Below are 16976 nucleotides of genomic sequence, written 5' to 3'. Positions count from 1 at the left end.
CCAGATATTTGTTCTGGAGACCATTGCTCAGTAATAAGAAGGCGCTTCGCCTCTTCCATGACATCCTTGTCGACTGAACGATTGCCTGGCTTTCTGCGCCTTGTTTGTACTGCATTTGCTTGGGCAGTTTCCCAATTATAGTGTCTTCGGACTCCGCTATTACGTCTTATTTCACGAGACACTGTACTTGCACTTACATTTATCGCCTTGGCAATATCTTTTTGTTTCGTTCTATTTTGGAGTAGCACAGAAATTGTGTACCTTTGCTCCGAGGTTAATTGTTTGTACATTGCAATGCAAAATTAATTAATCTTTGGGAGACAGAGGTCTCCCTTTCTTATTTTTATGCATTGCTTGTTGATTTTCTTCTCATGGGGGCTTCTCGCCCCCAAACCCCTCGGTGTTTTCAGGTATAGATTATTAAGCTACACCAGCACTTGGGATTGCAGTTCTATGTTGAACTTGCGACACTAACTGAAAAGATTTTGTTCATATATTGCGTTCCGTTAAGACTTGAATAGTACACCCTCATTACGGTCTGTTATTGATAATAATAACACTGTAAAACACCTAAAGAAGCAAGTTTCTCAACCCCAAATAAGACTGATACTAAGCCTTCTCACTAACTGTCCGGAGCCTCTGGACAACTTGTACGGGGCGTCCGGACAACTTGTCCGAAGCCTTCGGACAATAGTTAAAAACAAGTAGCAAGGTTCACTAAAACACCTAAAAACCAACTATTAGAGCACTAAATATCAGCTACCTGTACACTACTTATGGGACGATATTAGCCGTGACAACACCAAAGGTGGATTTTCTTAATCCAAATACAAGTCCAACGCATCAATAAGTTCCTTTACAGGATGATTTGTCTCCAACAGTTTATTCAGAGACTCACGAGGCGTAAGCATTGGCTTGATTTCTTCAAACTTAGCAAGACGAATATCTACTTCAATCTGTCCGTTGTGCAGTTCTTTTGCCAATGTAGCACGGATGCGCGATTTAATAGTTAGCATTTCGTTGAGCTGAATATTGTTTTCTGCAAGTACCAAGATTGTTGGATACTCTGTGACAGTAGGTGTAATATTCTTCATACGCTGTGCCAAAGCCTGCATACGCTCAGGCATTCGTGAACACATAGCCCGCCAACTCACAACCAACTCTTGCTGTGTAAACCGCTCATTCTCATCCTTATTGGTTATTTCAAGCTCCTCTTCTTGCTTTTTCTTCTTATCGGCTTTGAGCAGATTATCGAATGACATCGTCAACGAACTGAGATTAACAGCATTCGGGACACCTGAATTTACATTCACATTAGGACGTTCGCCAGAAGTCTCAGCAACAGACTTTTCAGACGAAGACACAACCTCAACAGGCACTGTCCCACCCGCATTAGCATTGTGAACAGTGTCATTATCATGTTTCAGGCTCCCAACCACCTGCGGAGTCGGTTTCTGTTGAGCCTTCAGAATAAGATTCTTGAACAGGGATTTTAATCGTTTAGGGCTACGCCCCGAGGCAGGAATATCATCTTCCTTCTGCGTAATCTGCGCCACTTGGATAAGCGTTAGTTCAACCAACAAACGCTTATTAGAACTCTGTCGATACTCCACATCACATCGATTCATAATCTGCAATGCAGTGTAAAGGAAATTAACAGGACACTTCTGTGCCTGCTGCTGGTAACGATTTCTCAACTGTTCGCTCACCTCAAGCAACGGGAGAGTCTGCGCATCCTTTGCCATCAATACGTTACGAACATGAGAAGCCAGACCGTTCACAAGGTGCCCACCATCAAATCCCTTATTGATGACAGTATTTAAAAGTACCATTATCTCACTTACCTTATTCTCTAAGGCAAGGTCGACAATGTTAAAATAATTTTCAGTATCAAGTACATTCAAGTCTTCTATCACCTTTTGATAAGTGATATTCCCCTGAGAGAAACTTGCAGCTTGGTCGAATATAGAGAGCGCATCACGCATTCCGCCATCCGCTTTCTCCGCAATCACGCTCAGAGCCTCTTCCTCATACTGTATATTCTCCTTCTCAGCAACACGCTTTAGATGGTCGATAATATTTGGAACCGTCATTCGTTCGAAGTCATAAATCTGACAACGCGATAGGATCGTTGGGAGAATCTTATGCTTCTCAGTCGTAGCAAGGATAAAGATGACATGTGCTGGCGGTTCCTCCAGCGTCTTGAGGAACGCATTGAAGGCTGCAGTAGAAAGCATGTGAACCTCGTCAATGATAAAGACCTTATAACGTCCTACCTGTGGTGGGATACGGGTCTGGTCCATCAATGCCTTGATATTCTCAACAGAGTTATTGCTGGCAGCATCTAACTCGAAGATATTATAACTGCGTCCTTCGCTGAAAGCCTTGCAACTTTCACACTCATTGCAAGCCTCACCGTCAGCCGTAGGGTGTTCGCAATTAATAGCTTTCGCAAAGATACGGGCACAAGTAGTCTTACCCACACCTCGTGGACCACAAAAAAGATAAGCATGAGCCAGCTTACCACTCTTCACAGCATTCTTCAGCGTAGTAGTCAGCGCCTGTTGTCCTACGACAGCATCAAAGGACAACGGGCGATACTTTCGCGCCGAAACAATATATTCATCCATAAAATAGTAAAGTCTGATTATCAATGCAAAGGTAATAAAAGTTAAGAAAACAGTAAGGAGGTAAGAAGAATTAAATTGTTAATTTGCTAAAAATATATATCTTTAATGCTCCGATATGCAATCTTTTCCTTACTTTTGCAAAAAAGAATGTAAAGAAGTGAGTAAGATTACTGGACATATCATTAGTTTCTTCAATCGGTTTAAGTTTCATATTGTTATCATTCTCGGTGTACTCATTGTTGGTATCGTGGATGAAAACAGTTTTATGAAACGAATAGAGTATGCCTATCAGATTGATGATTTGAAGAGAGAAATCCAAAAGTACGATTCTCAATATAAGCATGACATGCAACAACTTAAGGAACTAAAGACTGATCCCAAAGCTATTGCACGTGTCGCTCGTGAACGTTATTTTATGAAAGCTGACAATGAAGACATCTTCGTTCTAAGCGATGATGAGCATCCAACCGAAAACACTGGTAAGAATGAAACAACTGACTAAAGTAGAATCTATCGTTTACCTCTTAGGAGGGATAACAATGGTTGCAGGGGCAGGCTTGTATGCCTTCCTTTTAATCCAGCCTATTGCTTGCTGGCTAATGCTTGTAGGTGCAATCTTATTTGCACTTATGCAGTCACGACAACGTTACTTAGGTACAGTATTAGCTATTCGTCGTCTACGCAAGATTATGTCGTTGGCAGGATGGGGATTTATCCTTGCTGGCATCTTTATGGTAGAAGACGCTTATCATTTTCTTCGCCCTATTTTCACTGGCTCATTAGATGGATACAGCAGTTATGTGAGTATCTTCCATCATAATTGGGTCATACTCCTACTCATTTCTGCTGTTATTGAGATGTATACTACTCATCGTATCAGCTACGAATTGAAGCGGGAAAGCAGCAGCACAAATACCTAAAAAAAGCTAAAAGCTCACAGATTGTTTTAATTTGAATAAAAAAGTTTCTCGGCTTCGATTATAGAATGTAATTTTGTCTGAGAAGAAACAGAACCAGTTTAATCATCTATGAATAAGATTCTCTATGCATTACTAACGCTGATAGCGTTTACGTCATGTGCCAACTCATTCAACATCCAAGGTACATCTAACGTTTCAAGTCTGGATGGACGTAAGTTGTATCTGAAAACTGATCAGGCCGATTCACTCATTGACTTGGACTCATGTGACGTGGTTCATGGTCAGTTTGCTTTCCATGGAACGGTTGACTCTACCAAGATAGGGCAAATATTCATGGATGACATCAACCTTCAGTTCCCTGTTGTAATAGAGAAAGGCGATATTACGGTTAAACTGGATAATACACAGCAACGTGTCAGTGGTACGCCCCTGAATGATAAACTTAATGATTTCTGGACGAAGTTTATACAGCTACGCAACCAATACGCCGAGATTGACCATGAAGAAAGTGCAGCCATTATGAATGGACAAGATGAGGAGACGGTGAATGTTCGTCTTACAAAGAAGGCTTTGGGCGTATATGACAAAGGTGACAAACTTTTCACAAAGTTTATTACAGAGAATTTTAATAATATCCTTGGACCATGGTGTTTCCTTACGCGCATCAGCTATGAGACAACACCTGACGCATATCCACAATGGATGAATGATTATATGTATAGCAATGCTATTAATCAATTACCTTCATGGATTGAATATATCATGTCTAAGGCTACAGACACATTTAAGCAGAATCCGCAGATAAAAGCATTCTATGCTAATTTCTTACAAGCTCAAAAGGAAATGAACGGAATGGCTGATCCTGCAGGACTACCAGATGCAGCAGGTACAACACCTAATGCTGCAGTTGCTCCTCCAACACCAGCACAAATGGCAGGCGACTCTATTTCAAAGTAAGGGCCAACCACACCCCACCATCTTTTCTGTAACGACTCTGACTTAACAAGAGTAGGATAAGATTCCATAGGAGTGTTTCCGAAGGTAGGATAAAGAGTCTACGAGCAACAACGGATTTATCCAAAACGAAAGTTGCTGTCATATCTGTCAGCCCACATGGGTATTTAACTGGCTGGATTATAGGATATTGACACGGAATGTTAAAATGACAGCAAATGATAATAAAACTATTACTAGTAAAATAGGTAATGTTTTCTATCTTACTTTAGTAGGTTTTATGCTTTCAACTTTCGGATGAATTAACAAACAATCTCAAACAAAAAAGAATATAATATATGAGGAAACTCATTCAAGGTGGAACTATCGTCAATGAAGGGCGAAGCTTTATAGGTTCGCTCGTCATAGAGGACGATTGTGTCATAGAGATTATAGAAGGTAACGAGGTACCCCGTGGTATGTTTGACGAGATAGTCAATGCCACGGGGTGCTTTGTTCTACCAGGCGTTATTGACGACCATGTCCACTTTCGTGAACCCGGCCTAACAGAGAAGGCAGATATTGAAAGTGAGAGTCGTGCAGCTGCGTATGGTGGTGTCACATCATACTTTGAGATGCCAAACACCAATCCACAAACAACAACGCTGGAAGCTTTACAAGATAAATGGGATCGTGCAAGCCGGACAAGTCATGTGAACTATAGCTTCTTTATTGGTGCGACGAATGCTAATAGTAAGCTATTTCCTCAATTAGATATACATACTATCCCTGGAATAAAGCTCTTTATGGGAGCCTCAACAGGAAACATGCTTGTTGATAGACGTGAAGCGTTAGAAGAAACATTCCGTACTGCAGCAGCATTGAATCTACCAGTGATGACACATTGTGAGGATTCTGGTATTATCAATGAGAACATAAGAGTTGCCAAGGAACACTTTGGTGATGATCCAGATATTACACATCATTGGGAGATAAGAAGCGCTGAGGCTTGCTGGGCATCCTCTCAATTAGCCGTAGAATTAGCTCGAAAATATAAGACCCAACTCCATATTGCTCATATCACTACTGAAAAGGAGCTTTCATTAGCCAATCAAACAGAAGACGAGGGAAGGATAACCTTGGAAGCTGTTATTGCTCATATAGCTTTCTCGAATGAAGATTATCTTACAAAGAAAGCACTTATTAAATGTAATCCTTCAGTCAAGACGGTATCTGATAGAGATGCTATTCGTCAGGCACTCACAGACGGGCGGATTACAGTTATTGGTACCGACCATGCGCCACACCTATTGACACAGAAACAAGGTGGTTGTACTAAGGCTGCATCAGGTATGCCAATGATACAATTCTCACTCGTCACAATGCTCGAATTGGTTGACAAAGGTGTTATGACAATAGAACGGATGGTTGACTTGATGTCACACGCACCAGCTCGGCTCTTCCATGTTGACCAACGTGGTTTCTTACGTAAAGGATATAAGGCCGACATCACCATCGTTTCACCCAACCAGCCTTGGACTGTGGACGAGGATTGTATTCAGAGTAAATGTAAGTGGAGTCCGATGATGGGACACACTTATCAATGGAGAGTATTACACACCTTCTGCAATGGACAACACCTATTAAATAACGGAAAGTTTGATGACACGCTTCGTGGTGAGAAGATTACTTTCCGAAATAAGGATTAAAGTAAAATGAACGATGCAATAATTGATAATAAAAGTAGGATTGTAACTTATAACATCAGTGACATTGTTCCATATATTAATTGGGCTTTCTTCTTCTATGCTTGGTCGATGAATGGTAAGGCTAAAGAGGCTCAACAAGAACTACGTAAGGAAGCTGAGACCCTGCTAAACGATATGGAAGAAAAGTATCACACCCATGCCGTCTTTGCTTTGTGTGATGCTAATAGCGATGGTGATGATATCATCGTCAATGGAACACGTATCCCCATGTTGCGTCAGCAGAAGGCAGTTGCAGGAAAACCCAACCTCTGTCTTTCAGATTTCCTACGCCCTGCTGCATCGGGCATTAAAGATACAGTAGGACTCTTTGCAGCTTCTGTTGATACGGCTTTTACAGAGAGTAATGAGGATGACCCCTATCAACGTATGCTATCCCAGACCATTGCTGACCGATTAGCTGAAGCTACAACAGAGAAGTTTCATGAGGATGTCCGCAAGAAATATTGGGGTTATGCAGCAGATGAGCAGCTTACAATAAAAGATCTCCTTGCTGAGAGATATCAAGGAATAAGACCAGCTGTAGGCTACCCATCTATACCTGACACCAGTGTTAATTTCCTTTTATATGAATTATTAGATATGAAAGGAATTGGGATTAGCCTAACAGAAAGTGGTATGATGATACCTCATGCCAGTGTATCTGGCTTTATGTTTGCTCACCCACAAAGTAGATCTTTTGAAGTAGGGAAGATTGATGAAGACCAATTAGAAGACTATGCTCGTCGTCGTAATCAGCCTGTTGAGCTGTTAAGAAAGTTTCTTGTCTCCTCTTTATTGAAGAAATGATAGCTCGAATCGTTATATATCTTATATTGATAATAGTGCTGTCAGACTTGTATATTGACATTCACTATTTCCGTAAGCGTTACCACGTATCTTGGTGGCTACGTCTATTGTGGTGGTTACCCTGCATCGGGATGGTAATCTATACTTGTGCAATGGCATCCATTCAAAACTTTGCGCCAGACAACCTCACTTGGTTGAACACTTATCTGTTCCTGCTCGGTATGTTTGTCGGACCTAAGGCTATCTTTGCACTCACATCATTCTTAGGTTCGATAGTTCGTAAATATATTATTCGTACAAATCGAAATTGGGGACATTATATAGGAGTACTTTTAGGTTGCTTTGCCTTTGGAGTATTTGTTTATGGACTCACATACGGAATATCAGATATACGCATCAGGCATGTAGACCTTTATTTCAAAGACTTACCAAAGTCGTTTGAGGGCTATAGAGTCGTACATGTATCTGACTTGCACCTTGGAACTTTCGATGGTTGGCGCAGTAAGATACTAAAAGCAGAGATGGATAGTATTGAAAAGCAAAAGCCTGACCTCATTTGTTTCACTGGCGATTTACAGAATATACGCCCAGAAGAGGTTGAAAGGATGTCGTCCTTTATTCGTCAACCCATGAAGGGGACTGTCTCCGTCTTAGGGAACCATGATTATACGGAGTATATAAAAGGTGATAAAAGAGAGAAGGCAGCGCAAGAAGAACGATTAGTCAATGCAGAAAGGAAGGTCTTAGGCTGGACACTCTTACGCAATCAGAACATTTGTATCACATCACCTAAGAAAGAGTCTATTTATATCTGTGGTACAGAAAATGACGGTAAGCCTCCCTTCCCAAACCATTCAGATTATAAGAAAGCAACACAAGGCATAGCGCCAAATTCGTTTATAATTATGCTACAGCATGATCCATCTGCTTGGAAGCGTTCTATCCTTCCAAAGACAACAGCACAACTGACACTTAGTGGACATACACACGGAGGACAAATGCAACTTTTTGGATGGCGACCAACGAGTGTACGCCAGCATGAAGATTATGGAGTCTACGAACAAGATGGTCGTTTTCTCAATGTTACGGCTGGATTAGGTGGCCTTGTCCCCTTCCGAATCAATATGCCTAATGAGATTACTGTTATAACATTACATATAAAGAAATAGAATAAACGGAAACATATATGAGCAATACTGTATCGCAACAAAAAAAGCAAACGTCAATAGTGATGTTGGTTATAACCTTTCTATATAGGGTTTACATGCTATTCATTGCTTTTCCACTCTTTTTCATTGCGTCCATCTTTACTGCATTAACCACAACCATTGGTTGTCAACTCGGTAATGGACATTTCTGGGGATACTACCCAGGGAAATGGTGGTCATGGTTTACTATTCGAATTCTCTTCCTCCCCGTAAAGGTTGAAGGACGTGAACACCTCAATCCTAAACAGAGCTATGTATTCGTCAGCAATCATCAAGGTGCGTTCGATATATTTCTTATCTATGGTTTTCTTGGTCGTAATTTCAAATGGATGATGAAGAAGTCTCTTCGTAAGATACCATTGGTAGGCCTGGCGTGTGAGAAAGCACATCATATTTTTGTGGATAAGAGTGGTGCAAGTAAAATTAAAAAGACTTACGACACGGCACGTGAAACACTTCATGAAGGAATGTCAGTGGTTGTATTCCCAGAAGGGGCACGTAGTTTTACGGGACACATGGGTAAGTTCCGCCGTGGTGCCTTCATGTTAGCAGACGAACTCCAATTACCTGTTTGTCCTATCACCATCAATGGTTCCTTCGATGTTATGCCCCGTACGAATGATTGGCATTTCCCTGTTTGGCACCGACTGAGTCTCACCATTCATAAACCTATTTCACCTAAAGGGAAAGGTAGCGAATATGAAAAGGAGACTATGAACGAAGCTTACAATTCTGTTATGTCTGCTCTTACTCCTGAATACCAAGGCTTCATAGAGAACCCAGACCAATAAAAATAGACAAAAACTTGTTAGTATCATATTTTTATACTACATTTGTCCTATAAAAACAAAAATCTATGACAAGCGATAGCATTGTAATTATACCGACATACAACGAAAAGGAGAATATAGAGAAGATTATCCGAGCGGTATTCCTATTGGAGAAAAAGTTTAATATCTTGGTTATTGATGACGGAAGTCCTGATGGAACGGCACAAATCGTACATAACCTGATTAAGACAGAATTCTCTGATTGTCTCTTTATCATTGAGCGTTCAGGAAAGTTAGGATTAGGTACGGCCTATATCACTGGCTTCAAATGGGCTTTAGAACATGGCTACGAATACATCATTGAGATGGATGCTGACTTTAGCCACGACCCTAACGACCTTCCTCGCCTTTATGCTGCAACCCATGACGAAGGTTATGATGTTGCAGTTGGTTCACGTTATGTCAGTGGAGTAAACGTTGTAAATTGGCCTATCGGACGTGTATTGATGAGTTACTTTGCCAGCAAGTATGTTCGTATTGTAACAGGTTTCCATGTTCATGATACGACTGCGGGCTTCGTATGTTATCGTCGTCGCGTTCTTGAGACAATCCCATTGGATATGATTCGTTTCAAGGGCTATGCCTTCCAAATCGAGATGAAGTACACCGCTTTCAAGATTGGTTTCAAGATTAAAGAAGTACCTGTTATCTTCGTTAATCGACGTGAGGGAACAAGTAAGATGAGCGGTGGTATCTTCTCTGAAGCTTTCTTCGGTGTCATCCGACTCCGTATGGATGGTTGGTTCAGAAAGTATCCTAAGATTAAAGACTAACATTCACTTTTACAAGAAAGAATAAACAAGCGGAGTAAATAAAAGGTAACAGCCACAATCTACATAGATTTTGGATGTTACCTTTTATATATAGGTCTCTTTGTCTTCATTAGCCGAGCTGGCTTACTATATTGTACTCCCTCCTTATTATATAATGGTATAATGCTTTCGGCAAACATGTTCATAAAATCTGACAACACCTATTTATAAGACATCAATGATATCAAAAGGAACACTATTCTCTGTTGTAAGCCTTTCTGTTTATATGAGAAAGATATATTACTACAGAGAACAATGTTCCTTTGTTACTATGTCTTAACACAGCGTACTGCGTGTCTTATTACCGAACTTACGCCTCCTTATCGTACTCGAGGTGGAAGTTAATGATTGTCTCAATACCCTTCAACCAGAGATCTACTGGCATATTCTCGTTTGGAGAGTGAATAGCATTTGACTCCAAACCGAAGCCCATGAGAACAGTCTTCACACCAAGCAACTTCTCGAAAGTAGAAATGATTGGAATACTACCACCGATACGTACTGGCAATGGACGCTTGCCGAATACTGCTTCGAAGCCACGCTCAGCAGCTTTATAAGCAGGGAAGTCAATAGGACAAACATAAACATGGCCACCGTGATGCTTCTCTACATTCACTGTAACATAATCAGGAGCAACACTATTAAAATAGTCTATTACCAACTGGCTAATCTTTGTATGATCCTGATGTGGAACAAGACGTGAAGAAAGTTTTGCGTATGCCTTTGATGGAATAACAGTCTTAGCACCATCACCTGTGTAACCACCCCAGATTCCACATACATCAAATGTTGGACGATAACCAGTGCGCTCGATTGTACTATAACCTTCTTCTCCGAAGAGTGCCTTAACACCAAGAGATTTCTTATATTCCTCCTCATCGAAAGGAATAGATGCAACGAGTTTACGCTCCTCATCAGAAGCCTCCTCAACATCATCATAGAAGCCAGGGATACGAATCTTGCCATCAGGACCAGTCACATCAGCTATCAACTTACAAAGAACATTGATTGGGTTAGCCACAGCACCACCGAAGGTTCCTGAGTGAAGGTCACGATTAGGACCAGTAACCTCTATCTGCCAGTAAGACAAACCACGCAAACCTGTTGTGATAGAAGGAGTATCAGGACCAATAAGACCTGTATCAGAAACGAGGATTACATCGCAAGCCAAGAGTTCCTTGTGTTCCTCGATGAATGGACCAAGACTACCAGAACCAATCTCTTCCTCACCTTCAAAGATGAACTTCATATTATGCTTCAACAAGTCATTCTTGTTAAGATACTCGAATGCCTTTGCCTGCATAAATGATTGTCCCTTATCATCATCTGCACCACGAGCCCAAATATGACCATCCTTGATAACTGGCTCAAATGGCTCAGTTTTCCAAAGTTCAAATGGCTCTGCTGGCATCACGTCATAGTGACCATAAACCAATACAGTCTTTGCATTAGGGGCAACCATTCTCTCAGCATAAACCATAGGATTACCCTTTGATGGCATCACCTCAGCTTTATCAACACCTGCCTCAAGCAGCAGTTCCTTCCAACGTTCAGCACAGCGTACCATGTCCTCCTTATGAGCAGGTTGTGCACTTACGCTTGGTATGCGTATCAGACTGAACAACTCCTCGAGCATTCTGTCTTTATTCTCTTCTACATATTTCTTAATCATAATTATTTGATATTTTATGGTGTTATATCTTTTCTTTCTTCTCTCTCCGTTTTTAGCATAAAACAATCCCATATAGTTCTACATTATCTCGGAAAGAAGTGTGAGAGAGAGTGCTCCATTCTTTTGAGGTATATACAATAGGATGAATCATTGCATTGATTTCCCAGCCAAGTTCCCAGAATGGATAAGTGAACTTATCATGGTCTATCACCTCTATCTTATCCTTGTCTAATAGGACTAGAATATCCCAATCGGAATTTTCATGAGCGTCACCACGTGCCTGAGAACCGAAGAGTATTATCTTTCCATTCTCTGGTTTTAACTTCATTGCAACGTTGCGAATAGAGCTAAAAACATCTGTATGTTTCATTCTCGTAGTCATTTGTTCGCAAATTTAAGCATGATTTATGACTTTTGCAAGTATTTCCTTTGGTTTTATACTAGTTTACTTGCATGAGATAGAATTAATTGATATATTTGCAAAAACTAATACCCTCTTTTATGAACAAAGTTATCCTGACAATCGTCCTGTCATCTTTACTATTTGCATGTGGTTCTGCTAAACTTACAGAAGAACAACGTATGCAGAATGAAATAAGGCGAGATATCCCCTTTCAATTAGATTCTCTTAAATCCATCAATAATGATTGTTGGAGTTTTGTCAGCAACAGTATTATCACAGTTGAGCCTGATTATGAAATAAGGAATAATAGTAGTTTATGGGTTTATCATACATTCTTTGATGGACCGAAGCAGGCGCAGCAGCCCAATATAGTATGGCGTAACCTCTTCATAAAAAAGAGGAAACATCGGATAATATGTGTAGATAGGGTGTTGATAGAAAAAAAACGAAAGGTATAATTTATATTCTTCAGAGTAGGAATAAGTCCTATGCCTCTTGTGGACATTATAATTGGGATGTCACCCGACTGGAACATTTAGAGTTAGTTGGCTCTATTTTAGAAGATATGAAGAACTCAACTCTAAAACGATTCAACCTTTCTAACAGCACTCCTAAATTAATGTCTTCAGATATCAAGACACTTTCCTCACAGGATGATTATTGGCGTCTTATCTTCCATGCCGACTCTCTTTATGAGCAAGGGCGTTATGATGATGCCATCCGTGCATATACTGAAGCATTCGCAGATGATCGTTACATCTTTCCTTCCAAGTTATCAAGTGTTGCTTATAAATTGCGTATGGTTGATAAAGATGAGGCTGCTTATAAGTTTGATATGCACCGTATAAGAATGGAAAAGGATTACTATCAGATGCCAGACTCTGCTACTGTACCCTCTTATGAAGATGAATTTGATAAGCGAGCAGATATCTATAACTATGACTTATCACTGAAGAACCATTTAGAAGAGATGCTTGAACGTGACCAAGCTTATAGAACACAATGGATATTGAGCCGACAGTTGCACCATGAGGAGACACAATATGATATAGCGTTAAGGCTTCGTGCTGATAGTATTGACTCTCTCAACCAAGTCGAGATAAGGCAAATATTGAAAGAACACGGCTTCCCTAAAAAGACAGAAGTAGGCACTTCTGCTTGTGAGGCAGCATGGATAATCATTCAGCATGCACCCTTGGACATACAAAAAGAATATCTACCTATGCTGGAGAGAGCTGCGACAGAAGGGAACATTCAAGCTGCTTTAGTTGCTGCTCTACATGACAGGATTGATGTAAGAGAGGGGCGACCTCAGAAATACGGAACACAGAGAAATCACAATGGGATCTGCCCTTTACTTAATAAGAAATTGGTCAATCAATGGCGGAAGGAGGTTGGTCTTCCACCATTGGATGAATATTCAAAGTGAACTTAGGGTATCCATTTCATCAAGACATTTTGTTCCCTTGTTCTATTGCTCTTAAAACTTTCACACCTTCTCCCACCGTTTTAACGTCACTAACCACCATTGACCGCTTGCCATTTCGTTCTTTCAGATTACAACGGCGGGGATGAGAACCGATGTAGTTGAGAACCTTATCAAAAGCAGCACTCTGATAGTAGACACTGTTAGGGTTAGAAACAAACTGCATCTGCATACGTCCCTGCTTAAGGATAATCTTCTCACAGCCTAATCGCTTACCTACACGACGAAGTGCAACGACCTGCATCAGTTCCTCACCTTGACGTGGAACAGGACCGAAACGGTCTTGCAGACGCTTACGATAGGCATCAAGGTCTTCGTCTTTTTCAATATTATCAAGCTCACGATAAAGTAGCATACGCTCTGAACTACCTGGCACATAGTTATCAGGGAAGTACATTTCAAGATCGCTCTCTACGGCACAATCATCAATGAAGTCATCACCCGTAATCTGCTTTCCTTCTTCCATCTCCTCTTCATAAAGATCTTGGAACTCATCATTCTTCAGCTCCATCACCGCCTGATTGAGGATTTTCTGATAGGTTTCATATCCTAAATCCTCCATAAATCCACTCTGCTCAGAGCCTAAGAGATTGCCCGCACCACGAATATCGAGGTCCTGCATCGCAAGATTAAAGCCACTACCAAGGTCGGAGAAAGTTTCCAAAGCCTCCAGACGACGACGTGCCTCTGGGCTCAATGCAGCCAAAGGAGGAGCGAGAAGATAACAGAAAGCCTTTTTATTAGAACGTCCCACACGACCACGCATCTGATGCAGGTCGGAGAGTCCGAAACGATGAGCATCGTTAATGATGATGGTGTTGGCGTTAGAAATATCAATACCATTCTCAACAATCGTCGTTGAAAGCAGTACATCATAGTCATAGTTCATAAAACCCATAACTATCTCCTCCAACTCCTCAGGTTTCATCTGTCCATGTCCGATTGCAACACGACAGTCGGGAACATACTTCTTAATTAGCTTTGCTATCTCTGGAAGATTGCTAATACGGTCATTAACGAAATAAACCTGTCCATTACGGCTCATCTCAAAGTTAATAGCATCTGCTATTACTTCATGCGAGAAAGAAGCTATCTCAGTCTGAATAGGGTAACGGTTAGGTGGCGGTGTACGCATAATACTCATATCACGTGCGCCCATCAGTGAGAACTGTAGCGTACGTGGGATAGGCGTTGCCGACATCGTAAGGGTGTCAACATTCGTTTTCAGCTGCCTGAGTTTCTCCTTTGTAGAAACACCAAACTTCTGTTCTTCATCAATGATAAGGAGTCCGAGGTCATTCCACTTCACCGTTTTTCCTATCAACTTATGCGTACCGACAAGAATATTAATCTTTCCCTCTGCCAAATCCTCCAATACCTGTTTTGTTTGTTTAGCACTACGAGCACGTGAGAGATAGTCAACCCGCACTGGCATATCCTTCAATCGCTTCTTAAAGGTTTGGTAATGCTGGAAGGCTAACACGGTTGTAGGCACCAATACAGCCACCTGCTTATTATCCACCGCAGCCTTGAAAGCAGCACGGATAGCCACCTCGGTCTTACCAAAACCCACGTCACCACAGACCAGACGGTCCATCGGACGTGCGCTCTCCATATCTTGTTTGAGTTCTTGCGTAGCCTTCAACTGGTCGGGCGTATCCTCATAAAGGAATGAAGCCTCCAATTCATGCTGCATAAATGAGTCAGGAGAAAAGGCAAATCCCTTCTCACGACGTCGCTTAGCATAGAGTTTGATAAGGTCACGAGCAATATCCTTGATACGCTTCTTCGCCTTTTCTTTCAGACGATCCCAAGCACCTGAGCCAAGAACAGACAATCGTGGTGGTTCACCACTATCACCACGACGATACTTACTAATCTTATAAAGCGAGTGAATAGATACATCCACAATATCATTATGCTGATAAACCAGACGTATCATCTCCTGATAAGAGTCACCAGCAGGTACACGAACCAGACCAGCAAACTTACCTATTCCAAAGTCAACATGCACTAAGAAGTCACCGGGTTCCATCTCTTGCAGCTCTTTCATCGTCAAAGCCATCTTACCTTGACGAGCCTTGTCTGACTTGAGGTTATACTTATGGAAACGGTCGAAAATCTGATGATCGGTGAAGAAACATACCTTCAGCGTACTATCAACGAAACCTTCATGCAACGTTCGGTTGACTGGCGTGAAAGGTAAAGCCCCCACTGTTGCATCCTGACCCTCCCCAGACAGTTCGGCTACAGATAAGTTCTCTGATTTAGCCGACATATTCGTATCTGACAAAGAGTCAAAGATATCCCTCAAACGTACAGTCTGCTTCTCGCTATCTGCAAAGATATAGAGTTTATAACCTTTTATAAGATAGTCACGAAGCGTCTTAGACAGCAAGTCAAAGTTCTTGTGGAAGAGTGGTTGCGGTGACGTACTGAAGTTTATCGTAGCCCGTGAACCATCCTTCTTCTTTGCTAAATCGGAACTGGAATGATTAATACCGAACTCTATACGACGGAAATCAAGTGCATCATTCATCCAACGTGAGGCTGGCACAAGTTGCCCTTCCTTACGGAAAGCCATTTCCAATTCGCGCTGTTCTAACTCCGTTTTACCCTCTAACTTCTCTGTCAAAGCCTGATTAGTAAAACCTTCTTGATAGATATTATCAATCGCATCACGAACATAAAGGAAGTCCTTGAATGCCAACACGGCATCTTCTGGTAAGAACTGAAGAAATGGAACCTTCTCTTCTGACATCGTTGTCAGCTCTGGAACAATCTCAACACGTGTCAACTTCTCTGTAGACAGCTGCGTCTCTACCTCAAAGTTACGAATGGTTTCAATGTCATCACCGAAGAAATCGATACGGAAAGGAAGTTCATTTGAGAAGGAATAGACATCAATAATACTACCACGCACAGCAAACTGACCTGGTTCATAGACGTAATCTGTCTCTGTAAAGCCAAAAGAACGTAAGGTTTTCTCTACCTCCACAATGTCAATATGCTGGTCAACAGTCAATGTCAAACGGCGTTCATCCAACTGCTTTTTTGATACAACAAGTTCTGATAGCGCTGATGGCTCAGTGACAATATAAAGCGGTAGAGCGTTGTCAGCACCCGAGGCAAGGGCAGAAAGACGTGTTAGCACCTCTGTTCTTAGGATTTCATTACCCGCATCACGCTGTCCATATTTCACTGCACGACGATAAGACGATGGGAAAAACAGCACCTCTGCCACCTTCCCTTCACCATCTGCAGGCATAGCAATTGTCTTAAGGTCATTATAGAAATAACCCGCCTCATCATTGTCGTTCAACACGAAAACAGTCGTTGTCTTCCATCGTTCAGCTATTGATGCAAAGAACATCGGGGCAGCTGAGGCCACGAGTCCCTGCAGGAAAACAGTCTTAACTGACTTTTCTTCCTGTATCTTCAATATCGCTCCTGCCTGTGGCAGCATAGCGTATAGTTTCTGTATGTCTTGTATCTTCATCGCAAATGCGTTGTGTTTGCAAAGTTAC

General features: G+C 41.5%; 16 protein-coding genes. 10 read left to right on the top strand and 6 right to left on the bottom strand.

The window, feature by feature from the left end:
* Together HMPREF0666_RS06480 and HMPREF0666_RS06475 are read right to left on the bottom strand one after the other, a co-directional pair.
* On the bottom strand, positions 1-290 hold a 290-nt coding region (locus HMPREF0666_RS06480), incomplete at its 3' end, for a helix-turn-helix domain-containing protein (RefSeq protein ID WP_009011573.1).
* 528 nt (positions 291-818) lie between these two features.
* The gene (locus HMPREF0666_RS06475; RefSeq protein ID WP_009011572.1) at positions 819-2630 is read right to left on the bottom strand and encodes a DNA polymerase III subunit gamma/tau; all 1812 of its coding nucleotides are present in this window, start codon (positions 2628-2630) and stop codon (positions 819-821) included.
* A gap of 157 nt (positions 2631-2787) precedes the next feature.
* Here HMPREF0666_RS06475 and HMPREF0666_RS06470 point away from each other — a divergent pair, with 157 nt between their 5' ends.
* The 3 genes from HMPREF0666_RS06470 (at position 2788) to HMPREF0666_RS06460 (ending at position 4507) form a co-directional block, all read left to right on the top strand.
* A complete protein-coding gene (locus HMPREF0666_RS06470; protein WP_042856124.1) occupies positions 2788-3132 on the top strand; it encodes a septum formation initiator family protein in 345 nt (114 codons plus the stop codon).
* Positions 3116-3550 carry a hypothetical protein gene (locus HMPREF0666_RS06465; RefSeq protein WP_009011570.1) on the top strand — a complete coding sequence of 145 codons (435 nt, stop codon included), beginning with the start codon at positions 3116-3118 and terminating at the stop codon, positions 3548-3550. Before HMPREF0666_RS06470 ends, HMPREF0666_RS06465 begins: the two co-directional genes overlap by 17 nt.
* A 108-nt stretch (positions 3551-3658) precedes the next feature.
* Entirely contained in the window at positions 3659-4507 is an 849-nt protein-coding gene (locus HMPREF0666_RS06460; RefSeq protein ID WP_009011569.1) for a DUF4369 domain-containing protein, read from the top strand.
* Here the strand turns inward: HMPREF0666_RS06460 and HMPREF0666_RS17290 are convergent.
* Positions 4494-4649, bottom strand: a complete 156-nt coding sequence (locus tag HMPREF0666_RS17290; protein ID WP_157600253.1) for a hypothetical protein — start codon at positions 4647-4649, stop codon at positions 4494-4496. The two genes, HMPREF0666_RS06460 and HMPREF0666_RS17290, sit on opposite strands and share 14 nt — an antisense overlap.
* Before the next feature lie 193 nt (positions 4650-4842).
* Between HMPREF0666_RS17290 and HMPREF0666_RS06455 the strand changes: the two genes are divergently transcribed.
* The 5 genes from HMPREF0666_RS06455 (at position 4843) to HMPREF0666_RS06435 (ending at position 9849) form a co-directional block, all read left to right on the top strand.
* Positions 4843-6192 carry a dihydroorotase gene (locus tag HMPREF0666_RS06455; protein ID WP_009011568.1) on the top strand — a complete coding sequence of 450 codons (1350 nt, stop codon included), beginning with the start codon at positions 4843-4845 and terminating at the stop codon, positions 6190-6192.
* Positions 6193-6198: 6 nt separating this feature from the next.
* On the top strand, positions 6199-7038 hold the full coding sequence (locus HMPREF0666_RS06450; RefSeq protein WP_009011567.1) for a vitamin B12 dependent-methionine synthase activation domain-containing protein: 840 nt from the start codon (positions 6199-6201) through the stop codon (positions 7036-7038).
* Positions 7035-8207 carry a metallophosphoesterase gene (locus HMPREF0666_RS06445; RefSeq protein WP_009011566.1) on the top strand — a complete coding sequence of 391 codons (1173 nt, stop codon included), beginning with the start codon at positions 7035-7037 and terminating at the stop codon, positions 8205-8207. Before HMPREF0666_RS06450 ends, HMPREF0666_RS06445 begins: the two co-directional genes overlap by 4 nt.
* 17 nt (positions 8208-8224) lie before the next feature.
* Complete coding sequence (locus HMPREF0666_RS06440; protein ID WP_009011565.1) at positions 8225-9037, top strand: 1-acyl-sn-glycerol-3-phosphate acyltransferase; 813 nt, start codon at positions 8225-8227, stop codon at positions 9035-9037.
* A 65-nt stretch (positions 9038-9102) separates the two neighbouring features.
* The gene (locus HMPREF0666_RS06435) at positions 9103-9849 is read left to right on the top strand and encodes a polyprenol monophosphomannose synthase (RefSeq protein WP_009011564.1); all 747 of its coding nucleotides are present in this window, start codon (positions 9103-9105) and stop codon (positions 9847-9849) included.
* A 349-nt stretch (positions 9850-10198) separates the two neighbouring features.
* On the opposite strand, the gene HMPREF0666_RS06430 is transcribed toward HMPREF0666_RS06435, so the two are convergent.
* On the bottom strand, positions 10199-11560 hold the full coding sequence (locus HMPREF0666_RS06430; RefSeq protein WP_009011563.1) for a dipeptidase: 1362 nt from the start codon (positions 11558-11560) through the stop codon (positions 10199-10201).
* A 52-nt stretch (positions 11561-11612) separates the two neighbouring features.
* A complete protein-coding gene (locus tag HMPREF0666_RS06425) occupies positions 11613-11930 on the bottom strand; it encodes a nucleotidyltransferase domain-containing protein (protein WP_042856078.1) in 318 nt (105 codons plus the stop codon).
* A 131-nt stretch (positions 11931-12061) separates the two neighbouring features.
* Between HMPREF0666_RS06425 and HMPREF0666_RS18005 the strand changes: the two genes are divergently transcribed.
* Together HMPREF0666_RS18005 and HMPREF0666_RS18000 are read left to right on the top strand one after the other, a co-directional pair.
* Positions 12062-12421, top strand: coding sequence for a hypothetical protein (locus tag HMPREF0666_RS18005; RefSeq protein ID WP_009011561.1), 360 nt, complete (start codon positions 12062-12064; stop codon positions 12419-12421).
* A gap of 107 nt (positions 12422-12528) precedes the next feature.
* Positions 12529-13392, top strand: coding sequence for a DUF6624 domain-containing protein (locus HMPREF0666_RS18000; protein WP_232214072.1), 864 nt, complete (start codon positions 12529-12531; stop codon positions 13390-13392).
* A gap of 19 nt (positions 13393-13411) precedes the next feature.
* On the opposite strand, the gene mfd is transcribed toward HMPREF0666_RS18000, so the two are convergent.
* Positions 13412-16948: a transcription-repair coupling factor gene (gene mfd / locus HMPREF0666_RS06415; RefSeq protein WP_009011559.1), complete on the bottom strand. Its 3537-nt coding sequence runs from the start codon at positions 16946-16948 to the stop codon at positions 13412-13414.
* Between the last annotated feature and the right edge of the window lie 28 nt (positions 16949-16976).

Origin of the sequence: Prevotella sp. C561, from assembly GCF_000224595.1 — a bacterium.
In the GTDB taxonomy this organism is placed as follows: domain Bacteria; phylum Bacteroidota; class Bacteroidia; order Bacteroidales; family Bacteroidaceae; genus Prevotella; species Prevotella jejuni.
This window is presented reverse-complemented; position numbering and strand designations above follow the sequence as displayed.

What these genes read in the sequence shown, in the direction of transcription:
- mfd (WP_009011559.1), bottom strand. Translation starts at nt 16,948, where the DNA reads ATGAAGATACAAGACATACAGAAACTATACGCTATGCTGCCACAGGCA.
- HMPREF0666_RS06475 (WP_009011572.1), bottom strand. Translation starts at nt 2,630, where the DNA reads ATGGATGAATATATTGTTTCGGCGCGAAAGTATCGCCCGTTGTCCTTT.
- HMPREF0666_RS06465 (WP_009011570.1), top strand. Translation starts at nt 3,116, where the DNA reads ATGAAACAACTGACTAAAGTAGAATCTATCGTTTACCTCTTAGGAGGG.
- HMPREF0666_RS06435 (WP_009011564.1), top strand. Translation starts at nt 9,103, where the DNA reads ATGACAAGCGATAGCATTGTAATTATACCGACATACAACGAAAAGGAG.
- HMPREF0666_RS06430 (WP_009011563.1), bottom strand. Translation starts at nt 11,560, where the DNA reads ATGATTAAGAAATATGTAGAAGAGAATAAAGACAGAATGCTCGAGGAG.
- HMPREF0666_RS06460 (WP_009011569.1), top strand. Translation starts at nt 3,659, where the DNA reads ATGAATAAGATTCTCTATGCATTACTAACGCTGATAGCGTTTACGTCA.
- HMPREF0666_RS06455 (WP_009011568.1), top strand. Translation starts at nt 4,843, where the DNA reads ATGAGGAAACTCATTCAAGGTGGAACTATCGTCAATGAAGGGCGAAGC.
- HMPREF0666_RS18000 (WP_232214072.1), top strand. Translation starts at nt 12,529, where the DNA reads ATGAAGAACTCAACTCTAAAACGATTCAACCTTTCTAACAGCACTCCT.
- HMPREF0666_RS17290 (WP_157600253.1), bottom strand. Translation starts at nt 4,649, where the DNA reads ATGACAGCAACTTTCGTTTTGGATAAATCCGTTGTTGCTCGTAGACTC.
- HMPREF0666_RS18005 (WP_009011561.1), top strand. Translation starts at nt 12,062, where the DNA reads ATGAACAAAGTTATCCTGACAATCGTCCTGTCATCTTTACTATTTGCA.
- HMPREF0666_RS06445 (WP_009011566.1), top strand. Translation starts at nt 7,035, where the DNA reads ATGATAGCTCGAATCGTTATATATCTTATATTGATAATAGTGCTGTCA.
- HMPREF0666_RS06425 (WP_042856078.1), bottom strand. Translation starts at nt 11,930, where the DNA reads ATGAAACATACAGATGTTTTTAGCTCTATTCGCAACGTTGCAATGAAG.
- HMPREF0666_RS06450 (WP_009011567.1), top strand. Translation starts at nt 6,199, where the DNA reads ATGAACGATGCAATAATTGATAATAAAAGTAGGATTGTAACTTATAAC.
- HMPREF0666_RS06440 (WP_009011565.1), top strand. Translation starts at nt 8,225, where the DNA reads ATGAGCAATACTGTATCGCAACAAAAAAAGCAAACGTCAATAGTGATG.